The following is a 16,681-nucleotide window of genomic DNA, read 5'->3' as shown; positions in this document are numbered from 1 at the left end:
CCAGTAAAAATAGTTACGACGCGTACAATCAATGCGCGCCAGCGGCAGAACAGCCAGCGATTCTCGGCATCCGCGCACCAAAGTACGCCGCACTGCCCACACCCACCGCGCCCATCACCGCACTGAACATCACACAGATCCATGGACTCCACGGCATCAGGCCGATCAACAACAGCGGTGTGACACTCGCCCACGCGGCGTAGGCAATGTTGTAGGTGAACGAGATACCCGAGACGCGAATCCGCGGCGGGAACAGGCTGACCATCACCGATGGCACCGCGCCGACTACCCCGCAGGCCAGCCCCGCCAAGGCGTAGGCCAGGCCGAGCCAGTCGCCGCCCATGATCAGGCAGGCATACAGCACGCCGATGCCCAACGGCAGCAGCAGGCTATAGAGCATCACCGTGCGCCAGGCGCCGATGCGGTCGACCAGTAGCCCGGCGAGCACGCAGCCGATGTTCAAGAACACGATGCCCAGTGCGCTCAGGGCGAAGGTATGGCTGGCTGTCATGCCAAAAGTTTTCTGCATCATGGTCGGGGTGATGACCACGAACACCACCACGGCCGAGGTCAGCACACAGGTGAGAATCATCGCCGGCAAAATGGCCAGGCGATGCTCGCGCAAGACCGTGCGTAGCGGCAGCTCACCGGCCGCCTCGCGCTGCGCCTGCATGGCCATGAACACCGGGGTTTCGCTGAGCCAGCGACGCAGCCAGACACCAATCACCCCGAACACGCCGCCGAGCAGAAACGGGTAACGCCAGGCGTAATCGAGGATTTCCGCCGGGGTGAATGCCTGCGCCAGGAAGCTCGCGGTCAATGCGCCGATCAGATAGCCGAAGGTCAGCCCCGCCTGCAGGAAACCCAGGGCATAACCGCGATGGGCGATGGGCGCGTGCTCGGCGACGAATACCCAGGCACTCGGCACCTCGCCGCCCACCGCCGCGCCCTGGAGAATGCGCAGGGCCAACAGCAGCAACGGTGCGAAATAGCCGATTTGCGCGTAGGTCGGCATGATCCCGATCAGCAAGCAGGGCAACGCCATCATCAGGATGCTCAGGCTAAAGACTTTCTTGCGCCCCAATCGGTCGGCGAAGTGCGCCATCAGGATGCCGCCCAACGGTCGCGCCAGGTAACCGGTGACGAAGATCCCGAAGCTTTGCAGCAGGCGCAGCCACTCGGGCATTTCCGGTGGGAAGAACAGCTGACTGAGGGTCAGGGCGAAAAACACGAAGATGATGAAATCGTAGATTTCCAGCGCCCCGCCGAGGGCGGCAAGCCCGAGGGTCTTGTAGTCCGAGCGGCTGAACGGCGCCGGGCGCGAATCGGTGTTGGCAGTCATGTAAAGAACTCTGGCACAGGCAAAAACCAAGGCGCCCATGGTCTACGCAAAAGCGCTGGCGGACAACCCGTTAGACCAAAGTCCCATAGCCACGAAACAACCCCGCAAAAATCCTCGGCTTGAATTAATGTTGACGTCTGTCCAGACGGGCGGTTACTGCCCCGAAGACCACAACAAACATAAAAATCCGAGGTACTCCCGTGGCCGCTGATATCGAAGATAGCCGCTCCGCCCGCTTTGCCCTGCGCTGCTCAAGTTTTGCCGAACGCTGGTTTCCCGACTCCTGGGTGTTTGCTGCCCTGGCGGTGATTATCGTGGCCCTGGCCACCATGGCGATGGGTGCCAAACCCACCGACGCCGCCATGGCCTTTGGTGATGGCTTCTGGAGCCTGATCCCCTTCACCATGCAGATGGCCTTCGTGGTGATCGGCGGTTATGTGGTCGCCAGTTCGCCGCCGGCGGTGAAGCTGATTGACCGTCTGGCCAAGCTGCCGAAAAACGGCCGCTCCGCCGTGGCCTGGGTCGCATTGATTTCGATGGTCGCGTCGTTGCTGAACTGGGGCTTGTCCCTGGTGTTCGGCGGTTTGTTGGTACGCGCCCTCGCCCGTCGTACCGACCTGAAAATGGACTATCGCGCCGCCGGTGCCGCCGCCTATCTGGGGCTTGGCGCGGTATGGGCCTTGGGCCTGTCGTCGTCCGCCGCGCAATTGCAGGCCAACCCGGCAAGCCTGCCGCCGTCGATTCTGTCGATCACCGGGATGATTCCATTCACCCAGACGATCTTTCTCTGGCAGTCCGGCGTGATGCTGCTGGCCTTGATCGTCATCTCGCTGATCATTGCCTATGCCACCGCCCCCGGCCCGAACTCGGCACGCGATGCCAAGGCCTGCGGTGTCGACCCGAGTTTCAACCTGCCACCGCTGCAACCACGCACCCGCCCCGGCGAATGGCTGGAACACAGCCCGCTACTGACGATTCTGCTGGCGTTGCTGGCTGCTGGGTGGCTGTTCCATGAGTTTGCGACCAAACCGGCTATCAGCGCGATTTCCGGGCTGAACACCTACAACTTCCTGTTCATCATGCTCGGTGCCCTGTTGCACTGGCGTCCGCGCAGCTTTCTGGACGCCGTGACCCGTGCGGTGCCGACCACTACCGGCGTGCTGATCCAGTTCCCGCTCTACGGTTCGATCGCGGCGCTGATGACCACGGTCAAGGGCGCCGACGCGCAGACCCTGGCCCATCACATCTCGACCTTTTTCGTCAGCATTGCCTCCCACGACACCTACGCGCTTCTGATGGGCGTGTATTCGGCGATTCTCGGCTTCTTCATCCCGTCCGGTGGCGGCAAGTGGATCATCGAAGCACCGTACGTGATGCAAGTGGCCAATGACCTGAACTACCATCTGGGCTGGGCGGTGCAGATCTACAACGCCGCCGAAGCCCTGCCCAACCTGATCAACCCGTTCTTCATGTTGCCGCTGCTGGGCGTCCTGGGGTTGAAAGCGCGGGACTTGATCGGCTTCTCGTTCGTGCAATTGCTGGTACACGCGCCATTGGTGCTAGTGTTGTTATGGGCACTGGGGACGACGCTGGCGTATTTGCCGCCGGTAATGCCGTAACCATAAAAAGGGCCGATATTGATATCGGCCCTTTTTGTTCCGCCCTGTCTGTTTCAGTATCTGCTGGACTTATACGCTGAAAAGGATCTGAGCATGTTCAAACTCGCGGCACTCACTCTCGCAGCCCTCACCCTGAGCACCACCGCCCACGCCGATGCCAACTTGAAGCTGGGCACTACCGAACGCGTTACCCGCCTCTTCGCCTACCCCAACAATTGCAACGTGATCTGCTTTCGCAACTGGACGCTTGAGCAAACCGTCGAGCACTACCTGACCCAGAGCGTGCAGCGCGATGGCTACGGTGACGCGAAGGTTCTGGTCAAAAACGATAACGGTCAGCTCCACGCAGAAATCATCGGCGTGCCCAACGGCTATGAAAAACCTTTGGCCGCGCTGCTCGATGCCGGTGACCTGGCCTATAACGGCGCCAGCAAATTGAATGCCGACGGCAAATGGGCGTACAGCTGGTATCTGTTCCTGCCGCTGGGCATGGCCCTGGAAAACCGCAAAAGTGTCGAGCTGTTGCACTTCCCGCCCGACTATTCGTTGACCCAGGCCCAGGATTACCTGAAGTCCGCCACCACGGATCGTTGGGCCACGCTGCTCACCGCCAATGGCATCCCGGCCGAGCAGACGCCAGGCTTCCAGACCATTGTCGACATCGCCCCTATCGCCGCCCCATCCAACGCCGGCAAGGACCTGGAGGGCGTCTACAGCTACTTCAACGACTACCAGACCACCATGGTCAAGAACGTCAGCCTGCACTCCAACGGTGAAGCATTGCCGATGGTCGCCTTCGGCGCACCGGTGCGTAACTGGATCAAGCAACAATACGGGCCGACCGTGAACGTGCTGGGTCTGGCGACGATCAGCCCGAGTGACGGGGTGAACGTGCGGGTGCTGGGTTCCAACCACCCGAGCTACATCTGGTACGCCGCCGATCCGGCGAACTATTCCGGCAACGATGCCAAGGCCAAGGCCGATGCGGCGGGCCTGAAAGTCATGGGCCAGGATTTGAGTGCCGCGTGCTGGCAGGCCGTCATGGGCCGTCAACCGGACAGCAATGCCGACGTCGAGCTGAAAACCTGCACGCAAACCTGGCAAGTGGCCGAGAAAGAAAAAACCTGCGCGCTGTTCTACACCTCGATTCGCAACCTGACGCCGGGACAGGCTGCGGCCAAATGCTCGACTGCACCGATCCAGCTGCAGCTCAAACAGCTCAAGGCGCCAGCGCCAACCACTGCCCTGCCCGCTCCACCGCTATAAACCGATTGATGGCAGTCGACCTGTCAGTTATGACAGTAGACCGCCCGCAGTATCTGCGAGAGGCTTGGGCCGTACCCATGTGTTGCTGCGCTGACAGGATCGTCAGCCGATGGAAGTCGCAGCAGCCAGCCGACAAGGATCGTTATGAAAGCCAATGCACAGCGCAAGTCTCTCGCACCACCGCCGCAGGGTGTTTATCCTTTTGTGGAGTTGCCCCTTCACCTCGGATTTCCATCCCTGGCCGATTTCGAGATTCTCTCGAATGACAAAGGCACGCCGATGGCCGTAGCAGCGCTGCGCGAATTTCCCCGCATCAGTCGAATCTGCCGGGTATCGGGGCATTTGCTGCCCTATCGCAGCCGACATACCCGCCAGCTGGCGCCCGCTGTTCACGTCTATGACCCGCGCTTCTGCGGGCTGCTGCGCCACTCCTGCGACCCGAACGTGTTTCTGGACATGAGTGAGCTGTGGTTATGGGCGCTGAAGGACATTCAGAAAGGCGACTGGCTGTCGATGGATTACGCTGCCACGGAAGACAAGCTGCTGCGCCAGTTTGCCTGCCACTGCGGTTCGTACAACTGCCGGGGCTGGATCACCGGCTACGATGAGACGCCGAACGCCGACGGCCAGCTGTTTTTGCAACAGTGGCGTCGGCAGAGTCTGCGCTGAGGGACTTTACAGGGGCTCGAACGGTCGCAGGCGGTACTGCGGTGGCAGTTGCTCGAAACCGCTAATGGTCGCATTCAGGCTCTTCCAGCGGCCATCCTTGATGCCATAAATGCAGCCGTGGATCGACAGGCTCTGCCCGCGGTGCCAGGCGTTTTGCACAATGCTGGTGTGACCGACGTTGGCCACCTGCTGAATCACGTTGAGCTCGCAAAGACGGTCGACCCGTTCTTCTTCGGTGGCCAGTTTGGCCAGTTCTTCGCGCTTTTCGTAATACAGGTCGCGAATCGAGCGCAGCCAGCCGTCGATCAGGCCGAACTGACGATCCTGCATCGAGGCGCGCACACCACCGCAGCCATAATGACCGGTGACGAGGATGTGTTTGACCTTGAGCACATCGACCGCGTACTGAATCACCGACAGGCAGTTGAGGTCGGTGTGCAGCACCACGTTGGCCACATTACGGTGTACGAACAGATCGCCCGGCAGCATGCCGACGATCTCGTTGGCCGGCACCCGGGCATCGGAACAACCGATCCACAGGTACTCCGGAGTCTGTTGGCGAGCCAGCTTGGCGAAGAAGTCAGGATCTTCCTCCTTGATCGCAGCGGCCCAACGCTCGTTGTTATCAATCAGATCTTGTAATTCGTTCATGCAATGAAGCCTCGAGAATGATGCGCTGCTTTGACAGACGACCGCCCGTCGGGGTCACGCGCATAATGCAGTTGCCCCTGATGCCCTGATTCCTGCTACGGCCAGCCGACGCTCCATGCCGGTGGAAKTCTCATGAACCCGATGGGTCCACCCTAGTAAGGCCCACAGTATGAGGAATTGCCATGAATGATTCACGACGTCCGTACGATGCGGTGCAACCGGAGCCCATCGATGACGACGAAGACCGCATGGGCTCGGTGCATGAGCTGGATTTCGATGAAGAAGAGCCCAGCACCAGAATCGGTGACGAATTGCCGGACGAGGAGCGCGAGCACCTGATGCCTCGTCGGCGCGTACGTGAAGCGGGCCTGACCGGTGCCTCGACCGGAAACCATCAACCTACCGACGATGACTTGAGCCCGGAAACCCTGATCCGTGAAGACGGCGCCAGGGATGCCCACGAGGCGGGCAATGATAACCGCGCGGATTGGGACCTGAGCATCGTCGATAAGGACGATATTGGTGGTGGGCATGGCCTGGATGAAGCGGAACTGGCGCGGCGCCATCCGATGGACGGTAAGCCCTGAGAGGACGCCTTCGCGAGCAGGCTCGCTCCCACAGGGTTCGTGTCGGTCACAAAATTCGTGTAGTCAACACAGATCCATTGTGGGAGCGAGCCTGCTCGCGAAGCTTTTGAGGCTTAATCCACCAAAGTACAGGCCATGACCACCGCATCTTCGCGCCCACCCACCGCGGGGTAGTAATCCCGACGCCGGCCGATCTCGTTGAAACCATAACGCTCGTACAGCTTGAACGCCGCGGTATTGCTGTCGCGCACTTCCAGGAAACACTCCCGGGCGTCGGCCTTGTAGGCAATCGACATCAAATGCTCAAGCAATGTCAGCCCCAGGCCACGGCCCTGGTTTTCCGGCTTGACCGTAATGTTCAGCAGGTGCGCCTCGTCGAGGATGATCTGCACCACACCGTGGCCCACCTGTTGCTGACCTTCGAACATCAGCCAGATCTGATACTTGCCCAGGCCATCGAGGAAAATTCCGCGAGTCCAGGGATGGCTGTAGGCCGCGTATTCGATTTTCAGTACGGTTTCCAGGTCCGCCTCGGTCATCGGGCGAAACGATACAGCATCACTCATTCGATTCTTTCCAGCGCGCCATCAGCCGACGCATGGCTTGCCAGACATCAGCCTTACGCTGTGGCTCTTCCATTAATAATTCCAGGCCCGGCACCGCCCAGGCCGAGCCCAGGCCTTCGATCTGCAACTCGCGATTGAACGCCTCGGCATCCGCCTCACCGGCAAATCGCACCGCGGGCAGGCCGATCAGCCACAAGCAGGCGCAGGGCGTTTCTTCCATGCGCACCGAGAGAAAACCTTGCACGAAGTCGCGGGCCGCTTCCGGGCCCTGGTCCATCGTGCCACGCACCAGCAACGGCCAGCGTACCGGTTCGCCGACGATCTGCGGGCTGTCCGGCAGACYGGCGGCGCGCAGAATGTCCTTGAGCAGCAGGTAAGCAGGATCGCGGGTCTGGAAGGATTCGCCCGTAGGTAACTCCACCAGCAGCAGACAACGCCCGGCCCGCAACAATTGCAGGGCAAAACGCGGCGGCGGCACGATCGGCGCCTTGACCACCACGGGCGCCTCTTCGGCCTCTTCCACCGGTTTGGCCCCGGTGCGCGTACTCGCCGGCGATGGTCGCGGCACCTCGATCTTCACCCGCTCGGCCGGCTTGACCACCGGCGCCACGGGTGTCTTAGCCACAACAGCGGGCATAACAGGCGCGACCACCACCGGCTCGGGGATCTCCAGCAGCTCGGGCCGCGACGGCGCGGCAAAGGGCAATTCGGTACGCGGCAGCCAGTTGACCACCTGCATGGCGGCCAGATAAGCGCGACGACGGGACTCGATAAGCAAAGGTCGGCCACTTGTGGATAACTAAAGTGCGCTGATTCTACCGCCGTTCGCTCAAGATCGCCCGCGCTGTTGATCGATAGACTTCACCGATAGTCTTTGCACCTATGAAAAATGGCGACAGCCCGTCCCGAGAGTGAATCGCATCGCGCCCGATGCAGTACAATCGCGGCTTTTAATCGCCAACCAGCCGGCCATTCCGATGATCGAACCCAAGCGCGTCTTGCGCGCCCTCGCTGAACACTGGGCACTTCTGGAGCCACTGTGCGAGCACTTCGACCAAGGCACACTGAGCCTCAACGAATTGCGTTCACAGTTGGCCGCCCAGCAACTCGACAGTACGCCGCAGGACATCACCAGCCTGCTCGACGTGTGGATTCGCCTCGACATTCTGGTTCCCGTGGCCAAAAGCCCGAACCGTTTCGAGCTTAATGCGCAGATTCACGACTTCCTCGCCTATCTGCGCCGTGAACACCGCCTGGGCCTGTGCCTGGAAATCGAAGCCTACCTGCGCCACCTGGAGCGTCTGGCCGGTTATATCCAGGACGCGTTCGATATCCGCGATGGCAATGACCTCGCCCGCCAGTTGCGTCTGCTCGACATGCGCGTGCGTGACGTACTGAAAAAACTCGATAACGACGAACAGGCCCTGGTGGCCGTCGCCGAACGGGCGAAAACCAGCGACCGGCAGATTCCGTTGCGCCAGCGCTACGCTGAAGTGCTGGCGACCTGGGACGAATACGTCGAGCCGATGATTGATCTGGTGAACGCCGACGGCGCCTTCGAACAAGGCGTGCGCAAGGTCGAAACCGTGTTGCTGAAGATGCTCAGCGAACAGCAGCGCCTCGGCCACCTGGTGGACGACGACATGCTGCTGCGCACCCACGCGCGCATCCTCGAAATGCAGACCAGCGCCCAGCTGACGCTACGTCACGCCCGCGAGCTGCTGTTGCCGCTGCGTGAAGAAGCGCGCCGGCACAACGCCGTGACCCGTGGCGCCGCATTAGCCCTGTCGATGATCCGTCGCAAGGGCCTCGACGCCGTGCCACAAGCGGCGATGCCGATGTTCACTCGCCCGCAGAGCACCTTCCTCGGCAGCGCCAGTCAGGTCGAAGCCTACGTTTACGCCCTGGCGCGTTTCGAACCGAAACCGGCGCGCTTCCCCAAGGCCCACAAGACCCAGAAAGGCGAAGCGCCACGGGCGCCACGCACCGTTCGGGAAATGCTCGAACGCTGCGAAGACGCCCTGCCGATGCCGGACCTGATGACTTGGTTGCTGGAGCAGGAACCGGACGGCGCCACCGACGAATTGCTGTACTGGTTCTCGCGCCTGTCGCGGGAAAAACGCTTCACGCGCGAGCGTCTGGAGCGTCGCGAATACCATACCCACGAGCACCAGGTCAGCCTGCGCTCCTTCGCCCTGCTCTCGGTCAGCGATGCCACCGAGAATTCTGCGAGCACCCTCTATGGAAGTACTTCGCATGCAACTTGATCTATCCGAACTGTCCCATCTGGCACCGATCTTTCGCGAGCTGTTCAAGGGTTATCACGTCAGCCGCCGCGATCCGGAACTGTACGCACAGTTGTCGAACTTTCAGGACCAGTACCGCACGCTGTTCAAGGCCCTGGGCTTTGAACTGGTCTGCGACACCCGCGGTTTCTACTACTTCGTGCCGGACCTCGCTGCCGCCGCGGTGAACAAGACCGCGCAGCGTCTTGCGCTGTTCACCTTCATCCTCGTCGAGCACCTGGCCGACCAGGGCCGCGACCCGATCTCCGTGCTTGACGGCGGCAGTCTCGGCCGCGATGAGCTGCCGTCGTTGCTGGAAAAGTACCGCGACCTGTTCATCCAGGCCGAAGTGCAGACCCAGGACGAACTGGAAGAAAAGATCATGCGGCGCATGACCCAGCTCGGCTTTGCCAGCGAAGAAAACGGCATCTACCGTTTCCTGCCGCCGATGCACCGCTTCCTCGATGTGTGCCTGTCGGTGCAGCAGGACCGCGACCTGGCCGCCAGCCTGCACAGCGTCCTGCCGTTGCCGGTGCCGGTGCTGATCGACGAAGACAGCGACGAAAAACTGCTGCAGACCGACGATCCGCTCGATCTGAGTGAATTCGAGGGTGAAAGCGAAGAAGACGCCCTGGCCCGGGCCATTGCCGAAGAACAGGAGCTCGACGCATGAGCAAGGAACGTTACGGCATCCGCCGCTTTGCCCTTTTGAACACCGCCGGCTACAGCCTCGGCCTGTTTCCGCTGGAAGAGCCGCTGTCGGTGTACGGCGCGAACAACCTCGGTAAATCCGCCTCGATCAACGCCTTGCAGTTCCCGATCCTGGCGCGCATGTCGGACATGAGCTTCGGCAAGTACAGCCTGGAGCAGTCCCGGCGCTTCTACTTCGCCTCGGACACCAGCTACATCCTGGTCGAAGTGAACCTGCCCCACGGTCCCCACGTGATCGGTGTGGTCGGTCGCGGCCCGGGCGGCGGTTTCGGTCACCAGTTCTTTGCCTATGCCGGCAAGCTGGACCTGGCCCACTACCAGAAAAACGACACCTGCCTGCGTCAGAAAGAACTCTTCACCAACCTTGAACGCGAAGGCCTGAAAGCCTACGAACTCAAGCCGGACGAACTGCGCCGTTTGCTGGTCGGTGGCCACACCTCGATTCCCCTGGACCTGACCCTGATCCCGCTGCGCTCCACCAGCGAGCAGAGCCTGAAGACCTTCCGCGCGCTGTTCATCAACCTGCTGCACATGCGTGAAATCACTGCGGCCAAGCTCAAGCAACTGTTCCTCGATGCCTTCGAGCACAGCCTGCGCTCCGGCAGCGTCGATTACATCGCGGCGTGCGAAGAAGCGTTCCGCGATGTACGCCGCATGGAGCAGGACTACAACTCGTTGGTCGCCGCCGGTCCGCTGGTCGAAGCCTTGGCCAACGGCGTGAAACAACGGGACATCCTGCGTGGCAAGCTGCACCGCATCTCGCCATTGCTAGATTCACTGCTGGGCACCTGGCAGGACTACGCCGGTGCGCGCAAGGAAGAGCTGACCCTTCAGGCCGAGCACTACCGCAACGAGCAAGACGCCCTGCAGAACGACCAACGCGGCGGCACTCAGGAATTGATGCGCCTGGAGCGGGAAATCACCGGCATCCAGCGCTGGCTCGGCGAACTGTCGGTGCTCAAGCATCGCTTTGCCCTGATCGATGACGTCAAGGTGCTGGAACAGCAACTGCTGGCCGCCAAGGACGCCCATGACGAATTGGCCGGTGCATTGGCCCAGTCCCGTCAATTCAGCGCCGAAGATCTGGAAGAGCGTTTGCGCGATCTGGAAAAACGCCTGAAGTCGGTCAAGCAGCAACTCGATCACGCCGACAACAACAGCTACGCCCGTCTGCGCGAAGAATTCTCGCAGCAAGACGTCGAACGCCTGATGCGCCTGTTCAACAGCGCGCTGTTCAGCCTGCCATTGGGTGAACACGGCATCACCCTCGACGACGACGGCGAGTGGGTCAAATCCGTGGAGCTGATCCTCGACGGTTTCAAAGGTGAACGCTTCGAAGTGCCGGGGTTGTCCATCGACATCTCGCACATCGAACCACCAGCCCTGCAAGCGCTGGCTGACCGCGCTGCCTTGCGCGATCAGAAAGAGCGTCTGGAAAAAGAACTCAAGCAACTGAAAACCCAGCAAGCCGTGGCCGCCGACCGTGCCGCGAGCAAGACCCAGACCGAAGCGCTGTACCAGCAAGTGCTGGACGCACAAAAAGCCCTGGAAGACTTCCGTCGCGCGCAAACCCTGAGCGCCGAGGAAGGCGACAAGCTTGAGCAGTTGGCGCAAATGGAAGCGGCGCAGGACGAGCTGAAGCGCTCCAGCGATGCCTTCACCGAACGCGTCCAGCAACTGTCGGCCAAGCTGCAACTGGTCGGCCGGCAGATCGGCGACATGGAAGCCAAGCAACGCACCCTCGACGACGCCCTGCGCCGCCGTCAGTTGCTGCCAGCGGACCTGCCGTTCGGCACACCGTTCATGGACCCGATCGACGACTCCATGGACAACCTGCTGCCACTGCTCAATGACTATCAGGACAGCTGGCAAGGCCTGCTGCGTGCCGATGGTCAGATCGAAGCGCTGTACGCTCAGGTGCGCCTCAAGGGCGTGGCCAAGTTCGACAGCGAAGACGATATGGAGCGTCGCCTGCAGCTGTTGATCAACGCCTATGCGCACCGCACCGACGAAGCCTTGACCCTGGGCAAGGCACGCCGTGCCGCCGTGACGGACATCGCCCGGACCCTGCGCAACATCCGCAGCGACTACGACAGCCTCGAACACCAACTGGCGCTGTTCAACCRCGAGATCAACAAGCGTCAGGTCTCCAACCTGCAAAGCTTCCGTATCGTGCTCGCGCCGAACAAGGAAGCGCTCAAGCACATCGACCAGATCATCCACAGTGCCGGTCAATATGAAGAAGGCGAAACCCTGTCGGTGTTCGATCTGAGCCAGAGTGCGGAACAGGACAACAAGAACGAAGAGGCCAAGGAATACCTGGCGCGGCTGGTGGCGGCGAACCACAACCAGCTCGGCCTCAAGGACTTGTTCGAACTGGCGTTCGAGATCACCAAGGTCAACGGTCAACCGGTGATCCACACCGACATCGACGGCGCCGCCTCCAACGGCACCACCATGACCATCAAGGCGCTGACCAACATGTACTTGTTGCTGCACTTGATGGACCGTGACCAGGCCGGTCGCGTGCGCCTGCCGTACTACCTCGACGAGGCGGCGGATATCGATGAGAAGAACCAGGCCGCATTGCTGGAAACCAGCCTGCAACTGGGCTTCGTGCCGATCCTGGCGAGCGTGAAGCCGCAGGTCTGCGCCAGTGTCGCCATCGACCTGGAAGGCGGCAGCGGCCCGGCCGGCATCTACATCGACGAGGCGGACTGGAAGTACATCCGTCGTCACGATCAGGTAAAGGCGACGGTCAACGAACAAGCGGATGAACCGGAGCTGGATGCGGTCTGAGGCTTGAATCGAAGGCAATAAAAAAAGGCCGCGGTCCAATGGATCGCGGCCTTTTTCATAGGTGTGTCATTTAGCCTTGCAGTGAACTTCAGGGCCTCTTCGCGGGCAAGCCCGCTCCCACAGGAGTTGTGGCGAACACAGAGTCCGTGACCAACCGATAACCCTAATGAAATGGCTTGCCCCGGGCGGCGTTCCGACGAAGGCGTCATCACTGACGCCACATAACCCTCAGACTATTTACCCAGCGAAATCTTCGGCGCCCAGGTCAGCCATTCCTCTTCGAACTTGTCGAACAGCGCGAACGTCTGCTCCGGTTGCGCCGGGCCGCCCATGCGCTCACCGTCTGGCGTGGCAAAGGCGACACCGCCCTGAATCATCGTCTCCAGGGATTCAGTGCGCACCGTTGCGCCTTTGAACAGGCCGACATCGAAGTCGAAACCGCTGGTGTTCCAGAACCGCGTGCCGCTGCGTACCAGTGGCGCGTACTTCGGCTCGATCAGGATATGGATCAGGACACGATCAGCGGTCTGGCCCAGTTCATAACCCGTCACCTTGCCCACTGTGATTTCGCGATACGTCACCGGCACGCCGGCCTTCAATGAACCGCGACGGGCGGCGCTCAGCACCAGACTCAATCCCGCTTCCTGCTTGGCGGTTTCCGGCGCAGCGACCAAAGCGACAAAGTTCTTCTGCGGTCCCAGATTTTTCGCTGCCGGTTGCACCTCGATGTATTGCCCGGTCACCAGTGTTTCGAGATTGGACGTCTTGATCAGGCCCAGCTCGGGCTTGACCACCCAGAACTGACTGCCGACCCGGGCGATGCGTTCCGGCACTTCGGTAATCCGCGCGGTCAGCAGCACCGATTGCAGGTCGTCACTCAGGTCAACGTCCTYGATCTTGCCGACATCCAGACCCTTGAAGCGAATCGGCGTGCCCGTACGCAAACCATCGGCGCGGTCTACCTTGATGCTGATCACCTCGCCCTTTTGCGTGGCGTCGTCACGGCTGGCAAACAAGCGGAAACGTGGAATGCGCTTGCGTAGCGGCGCCTTGGCTTCCGGGGTTTCAAACGCAATACCGCCGGCCATCAAGCTTTGCAGTGACTCACTTTTGACTTGAATCCCACCGGTCAGTCCGCCCGTGAGCGTGATGCCGCTGGCATTCCAGAAGCGTGTCGAGGCGTTGACCAGATCCTCGTATTCCTTCTCGATGTGCACGCCGATGATCAACYGCTTTTTGGTTCGCGAGAACTGATAGCTCTGTACGGAGCCGACTTTAACCTGCTTATAGAGAACCGGGCTGCCGACTTCCAGCGAGCCGAGATTTTCCGTGAATAACACCAAATGCAGTCCGGGTGCACGCAGATCCAGCGGCGGCGCTTTGGCCCGTGCCGCAAACTCCCGTTGTGGAGCCGAACCCTTGTCGCCAGGTCGAACAGCGATGTAGTTGCCTTTGACCAACGCCTCAAGGCCGGTAATCCCCGCCAGGGAAATCGACGGTTTGACCACCCAGAATTGTGTGCCCTCGACCAGGTAATCCTCGGCCAACGGGTCCATCGTCAATTCGGCGGTGGCCCCGGACAAGTCAGGATCGACCTTCAGCGCCTTGAGATTGCCGACCTGAATGCCTTTGTACATCACCGGCGTACGACCGGCCTGCAAACCCTCGAAGTCGCTGAGCTTGACCTTGACCCGGATACCGGCCGCCGCTGCATCGAAGTCTTCATAGAGCCTGAACGGCAGGCTTGGGTCGGTAGGCGGGCTGTCCTTGCGGTTTTCGGGAGTAGCGAACGCAATACCACCGGCGACGATGCTGGCCAACGACTCACTGCGCACTTTCACACCGGACAGATTGGCGTCGATGCTGATGCCGCTGGCGTTCCAGAAACGTGTGTGCTTGCGTACCAGTTTGGCGTAAGTCGGCTCGATGAAGACCTTGAGCTCGACAGTGCTCTGGTCCTCGGACAGCACGTAGCTCTTGATCTGACCTACCTTGATCTGTTTGTAGAACACCGGGCTGCCGCGGTTCAACGAACCCAGGCGATCAGCCTTGATGGTCAGGTGCAGACCCGGCTGGGCATCGGAGAGCGGCGGCTCCTGGGCCAGGGCCTTGAATTTGCGGACGGGCTCGCCTTCCCCCGGACTGATGGCAACATAGTTACCTGAAACCAGCGTCTCAAGACCGGTAATCCCTGCCAGCGTCACGCTCGGCTTGACCAGCCAGAAACGCGTGCTGGTTCGCAGGTATTGCTCTACGTCCTTGTTCATTTCGATACTGGCGATCACACCTTTGGAACTGCCCTCATCATCGAGCTTGAGGCTTTTGACCTTACCGACTGGCATGCCTTTATAGACCACTTCGGTCTTGTTGGCCTGAATGCCTTCGCCACTCTCAAAACGCACCTGAATCTCGATGCCGGTCTCGTTATAGGCACGCCAGCCGAGCCAGCCGCCGATGATCAAGGCGATCAGGGGCAGCACCCAAATGGCAGACCAGTTCGAGGCCGGTCGGGTTTTCGCTACAGGCAAATCAGTCATGGTCGTCGTCCGACTCCGTGTTATCCCAAATCAGTCGGGGATCGAAAGTTACTGCGGCAAGCATCGTCAGAATCACTACAGTGGCGAAGGCGATGGCGCCAAGATTGGCTTCGATGCTGGCAAGCCGCCCAAAATTCACGACCGCCACGAGGATGGCGATCACAAAGATATCGAGCATCGACCAGCGGCCGATGAATTCAATGAAACGGTACATCCAGATACGCTGGCGAGCCGAAAGGGGCTGACGGCGCTGCACGGAAAACAGCAGCAGAGCGATGCCTACCAGCTTGAAGGTGGGCACCAGGATACTGGCGATAAACACCACCGCCGCAATGGGGATCATTCCGTAGTGCACCAACTCGATCACACCCGCCATGATCGTGCTGGGCGCCCCCTTGCCCAGAGAGTTCACAGTCATGATCGGCAACAAATTGGCCGGTATGTAAAGAATGGCGGCGGTAATCAGCAATGCCCAGGTGCGCACCAGGCTATTCGGGCTGCGGGCATGCACCAGTGCTCCGCAGCGTGTACAGACTTGCTCATCGCTATCAGCTTCCTGCCTGTTCAATTCATGACATTCCTTGCAAATCAGAATGCCTGCATCAATCGCCCGCATGGGCATCTTCTCCTGATAACGCTTGCCAGATCTGGTGAGGCGACATTACGACCTCCAGCCAGACTTGAATCAGCAACAAACCAATGAAGCACGCCAGGCCGAGGCCTACAGTGATGGCTGCCATATCTGCCAGCTTGACGATCGCCACCAGTACGCCCATGAAGTAGACCTCAAGCATCCCCCATTCGCGTATATGGTGATAAATGCGATAGAGCAACAAGCCGTAGCTGCGTCCGACACCAAAACGGATACTCAACAATACGGCCAGTTGGCACAGCAGCTTGAGCAGCGGGATCCCCATGCTGCACAGGAACACGATCACTGAGACGCTTTGCATGCCCGTATCAAAAAGGGCGACAACGCCGCTCCAGACAGTGTCTTGCGAAGATTGCCCGAGCAGATTGAGTTGCATGATGGGTAAAAAGTTGGCCGGTATGAACAACACCAGGGCGGAGATGACCAAGGCGAGACTGCGCTGTACGACGTTGTAGCGATTGGCATAAAGCTCGTAGCCACAGCGCGGGCACAGGGCTTTTTCGCCGTGGGCGAGTTCGGGTTTACGCATGAGCAAGTCGCACTCATGGCAGGCAACCAGATTTTCCAGTGGTAGTTCTGACAGCTCTTTGGCGTCAACCGAATCCGGCATAAGCGCTCTGACTCTGAAAAAGTTGGACCTATTCTAGTGTCCCGGGACAAAAATAACTGCGCCAATTTGTGCTTGATTCGTCGTGCTTTTTCTACGCCAAAAACAAAACCCCTACCTGCGTACGCAGATAGGGGTTTYGGAATTTAATCTTGACGATGACCTACTCTCACATGGGGAAACCCCACACTACCATCGGCGATGCATCGTTTCACTGCTGAGTTCGGGATGGGATCAGGTGGTTCCAATGCTCTATGGTCGTCAAGAAATTCGGGTACTGAACCGTTTTTCAACGTTTCAGCAAATTGGGTATGTGACAGCTTTCGGTGTTTTGTGAGCGTCGAACTTTCGGTTCATTGCGTCTTCACACACCGCAATCTGATGCTCTTT

The 16,681-nt window shown here is 60.1% G+C and carries 14 protein-coding genes and 1 rRNA gene; 7 read left to right on the top strand and 8 right to left on the bottom strand.

Features of this window, described 5'->3' with window-relative positions:
• Positions 1 to 28 precede the first annotated feature (28 nt).
• Positions 29 to 1,342, bottom strand: coding sequence for an MFS transporter (locus AC1DU9_RS23655; RefSeq protein WP_223461077.1), 1,314 nt, complete (start codon positions 1,340 to 1,342; stop codon positions 29 to 31).
• Between the two features lie 200 nt (positions 1,343 to 1,542).
• Between AC1DU9_RS23655 and AC1DU9_RS23650 the strand changes: the two genes are divergently transcribed.
• The 3 genes from AC1DU9_RS23650 (at position 1,543) to AC1DU9_RS23640 (ending at position 4,896) form a co-directional block, all read left to right on the top strand.
• Positions 1,543 to 2,961: a short-chain fatty acid transporter gene (locus tag AC1DU9_RS23650; protein WP_223461076.1), complete on the top strand. Its 1,419-nt coding sequence runs from the start codon at positions 1,543 to 1,545 to the stop codon at positions 2,959 to 2,961.
• Between the two features lie 93 nt (positions 2,962 to 3,054).
• Positions 3,055 to 4,227: a hypothetical protein gene (locus AC1DU9_RS23645; protein ID WP_223461075.1), complete on the top strand. Its 1,173-nt coding sequence runs from the start codon at positions 3,055 to 3,057 to the stop codon at positions 4,225 to 4,227.
• 144 nt (positions 4,228 to 4,371) lie between these two features.
• Positions 4,372 to 4,896 (top strand): SET domain-containing protein-lysine N-methyltransferase, encoded by a 525-nt coding sequence (locus AC1DU9_RS23640; RefSeq protein WP_223461074.1) that lies wholly within the window; start codon positions 4,372 to 4,374, stop codon positions 4,894 to 4,896.
• A 6-nt stretch (positions 4,897 to 4,902) separates the two neighbouring features.
• Here AC1DU9_RS23640 and can read toward each other — a convergent pair whose 3' ends face one another.
• Positions 4,903 to 5,547: a carbonate dehydratase gene (can, locus tag AC1DU9_RS23635; protein WP_223461073.1), complete on the bottom strand. Its 645-nt coding sequence runs from the start codon at positions 5,545 to 5,547 to the stop codon at positions 4,903 to 4,905.
• A gap of 182 nt (positions 5,548 to 5,729) precedes the next feature.
• On the opposite strand from can, the gene AC1DU9_RS23630 reads away from it, so the two are divergent.
• Entirely contained in the window at positions 5,730 to 6,134 is a 405-nt protein-coding gene (locus tag AC1DU9_RS23630; protein ID WP_223461072.1) for a serine kinase/phosphatase, read from the top strand.
• Positions 6,135 to 6,247: 113 nt separating this feature from the next.
• Here the strand turns inward: AC1DU9_RS23630 and rimI are convergent, their stop codons facing one another.
• Positions 6,248 to 6,700, bottom strand: a complete 453-nt coding sequence (gene rimI / locus AC1DU9_RS23625; protein ID WP_007978046.1) for a ribosomal protein S18-alanine N-acetyltransferase — start codon at positions 6,698 to 6,700, stop codon at positions 6,248 to 6,250.
• Positions 6,693 to 7,439 carry an energy transducer TonB gene (locus tag AC1DU9_RS23620; protein ID WP_477810869.1) on the bottom strand — a complete coding sequence of 249 codons (747 nt, stop codon included), beginning with the start codon at positions 7,437 to 7,439 and terminating at the stop codon, positions 6,693 to 6,695. Before AC1DU9_RS23620 ends, rimI begins: the two co-directional genes overlap by 8 nt.
• Before the next feature lie 238 nt (positions 7,440 to 7,677).
• Here AC1DU9_RS23620 and mksB point away from each other — a divergent pair, with 238 nt between their 5' ends.
• The 3 genes from mksB to mksF are packed head-to-tail and all read left to right on the top strand — an operon-like array spanning position 7,678 to position 12,495.
• Positions 7,678 to 8,967 (top strand): Mks condensin complex protein MksB, encoded by a 1,290-nt coding sequence (mksB, locus tag AC1DU9_RS23615; RefSeq protein WP_223461071.1) that lies wholly within the window; start codon positions 7,678 to 7,680, stop codon positions 8,965 to 8,967.
• Positions 8,957 to 9,658, top strand: coding sequence for an Mks condensin complex protein MksE (gene mksE / locus AC1DU9_RS23610; RefSeq protein ID WP_223461070.1), 702 nt, complete (start codon positions 8,957 to 8,959; stop codon positions 9,656 to 9,658). Before mksB ends, mksE begins: the two co-directional genes overlap by 11 nt.
• The gene (gene mksF, locus AC1DU9_RS23605; protein WP_477810866.1) at positions 9,655 to 12,495 is read left to right on the top strand and encodes an Mks condensin complex protein MksF; all 2,841 of its coding nucleotides are present in this window, start codon (positions 9,655 to 9,657) and stop codon (positions 12,493 to 12,495) included. Before mksE ends, mksF begins: the two co-directional genes overlap by 4 nt.
• Before the next feature lie 233 nt (positions 12,496 to 12,728).
• Here the strand turns inward: mksF and AC1DU9_RS23600 are convergent, their stop codons facing one another.
• The 4 genes from AC1DU9_RS23600 to rrf form a co-directional block, all read right to left on the bottom strand.
• Positions 12,729 to 15,032 (bottom strand): PqiB family protein, encoded by a 2,304-nt coding sequence (locus AC1DU9_RS23600; RefSeq protein ID WP_477810865.1) that lies wholly within the window; start codon positions 15,030 to 15,032, stop codon positions 12,729 to 12,731.
• Positions 15,025 to 15,648: a paraquat-inducible protein A gene (locus AC1DU9_RS23595; protein ID WP_108214827.1), complete on the bottom strand. Its 624-nt coding sequence runs from the start codon at positions 15,646 to 15,648 to the stop codon at positions 15,025 to 15,027. Before AC1DU9_RS23595 ends, AC1DU9_RS23600 begins: the two co-directional genes overlap by 8 nt.
• Positions 15,635 to 16,294: a paraquat-inducible protein A gene (locus tag AC1DU9_RS23590; RefSeq protein WP_223461066.1), complete on the bottom strand. Its 660-nt coding sequence runs from the start codon at positions 16,292 to 16,294 to the stop codon at positions 15,635 to 15,637. Before AC1DU9_RS23590 ends, AC1DU9_RS23595 begins: the two co-directional genes overlap by 14 nt.
• 147 nt (positions 16,295 to 16,441) lie before the next feature.
• A 5S ribosomal RNA gene (gene rrf, locus AC1DU9_RS23585) occupies positions 16,442 to 16,557 on the bottom strand.
• Positions 16,558 to 16,681 lie beyond the last annotated feature (124 nt).

The sequence above is a fragment of the Pseudomonas sp. P4_C1 genome (assembly GCF_056402155.1).
This window is presented reverse-complemented; position numbering and strand designations above follow the sequence as displayed.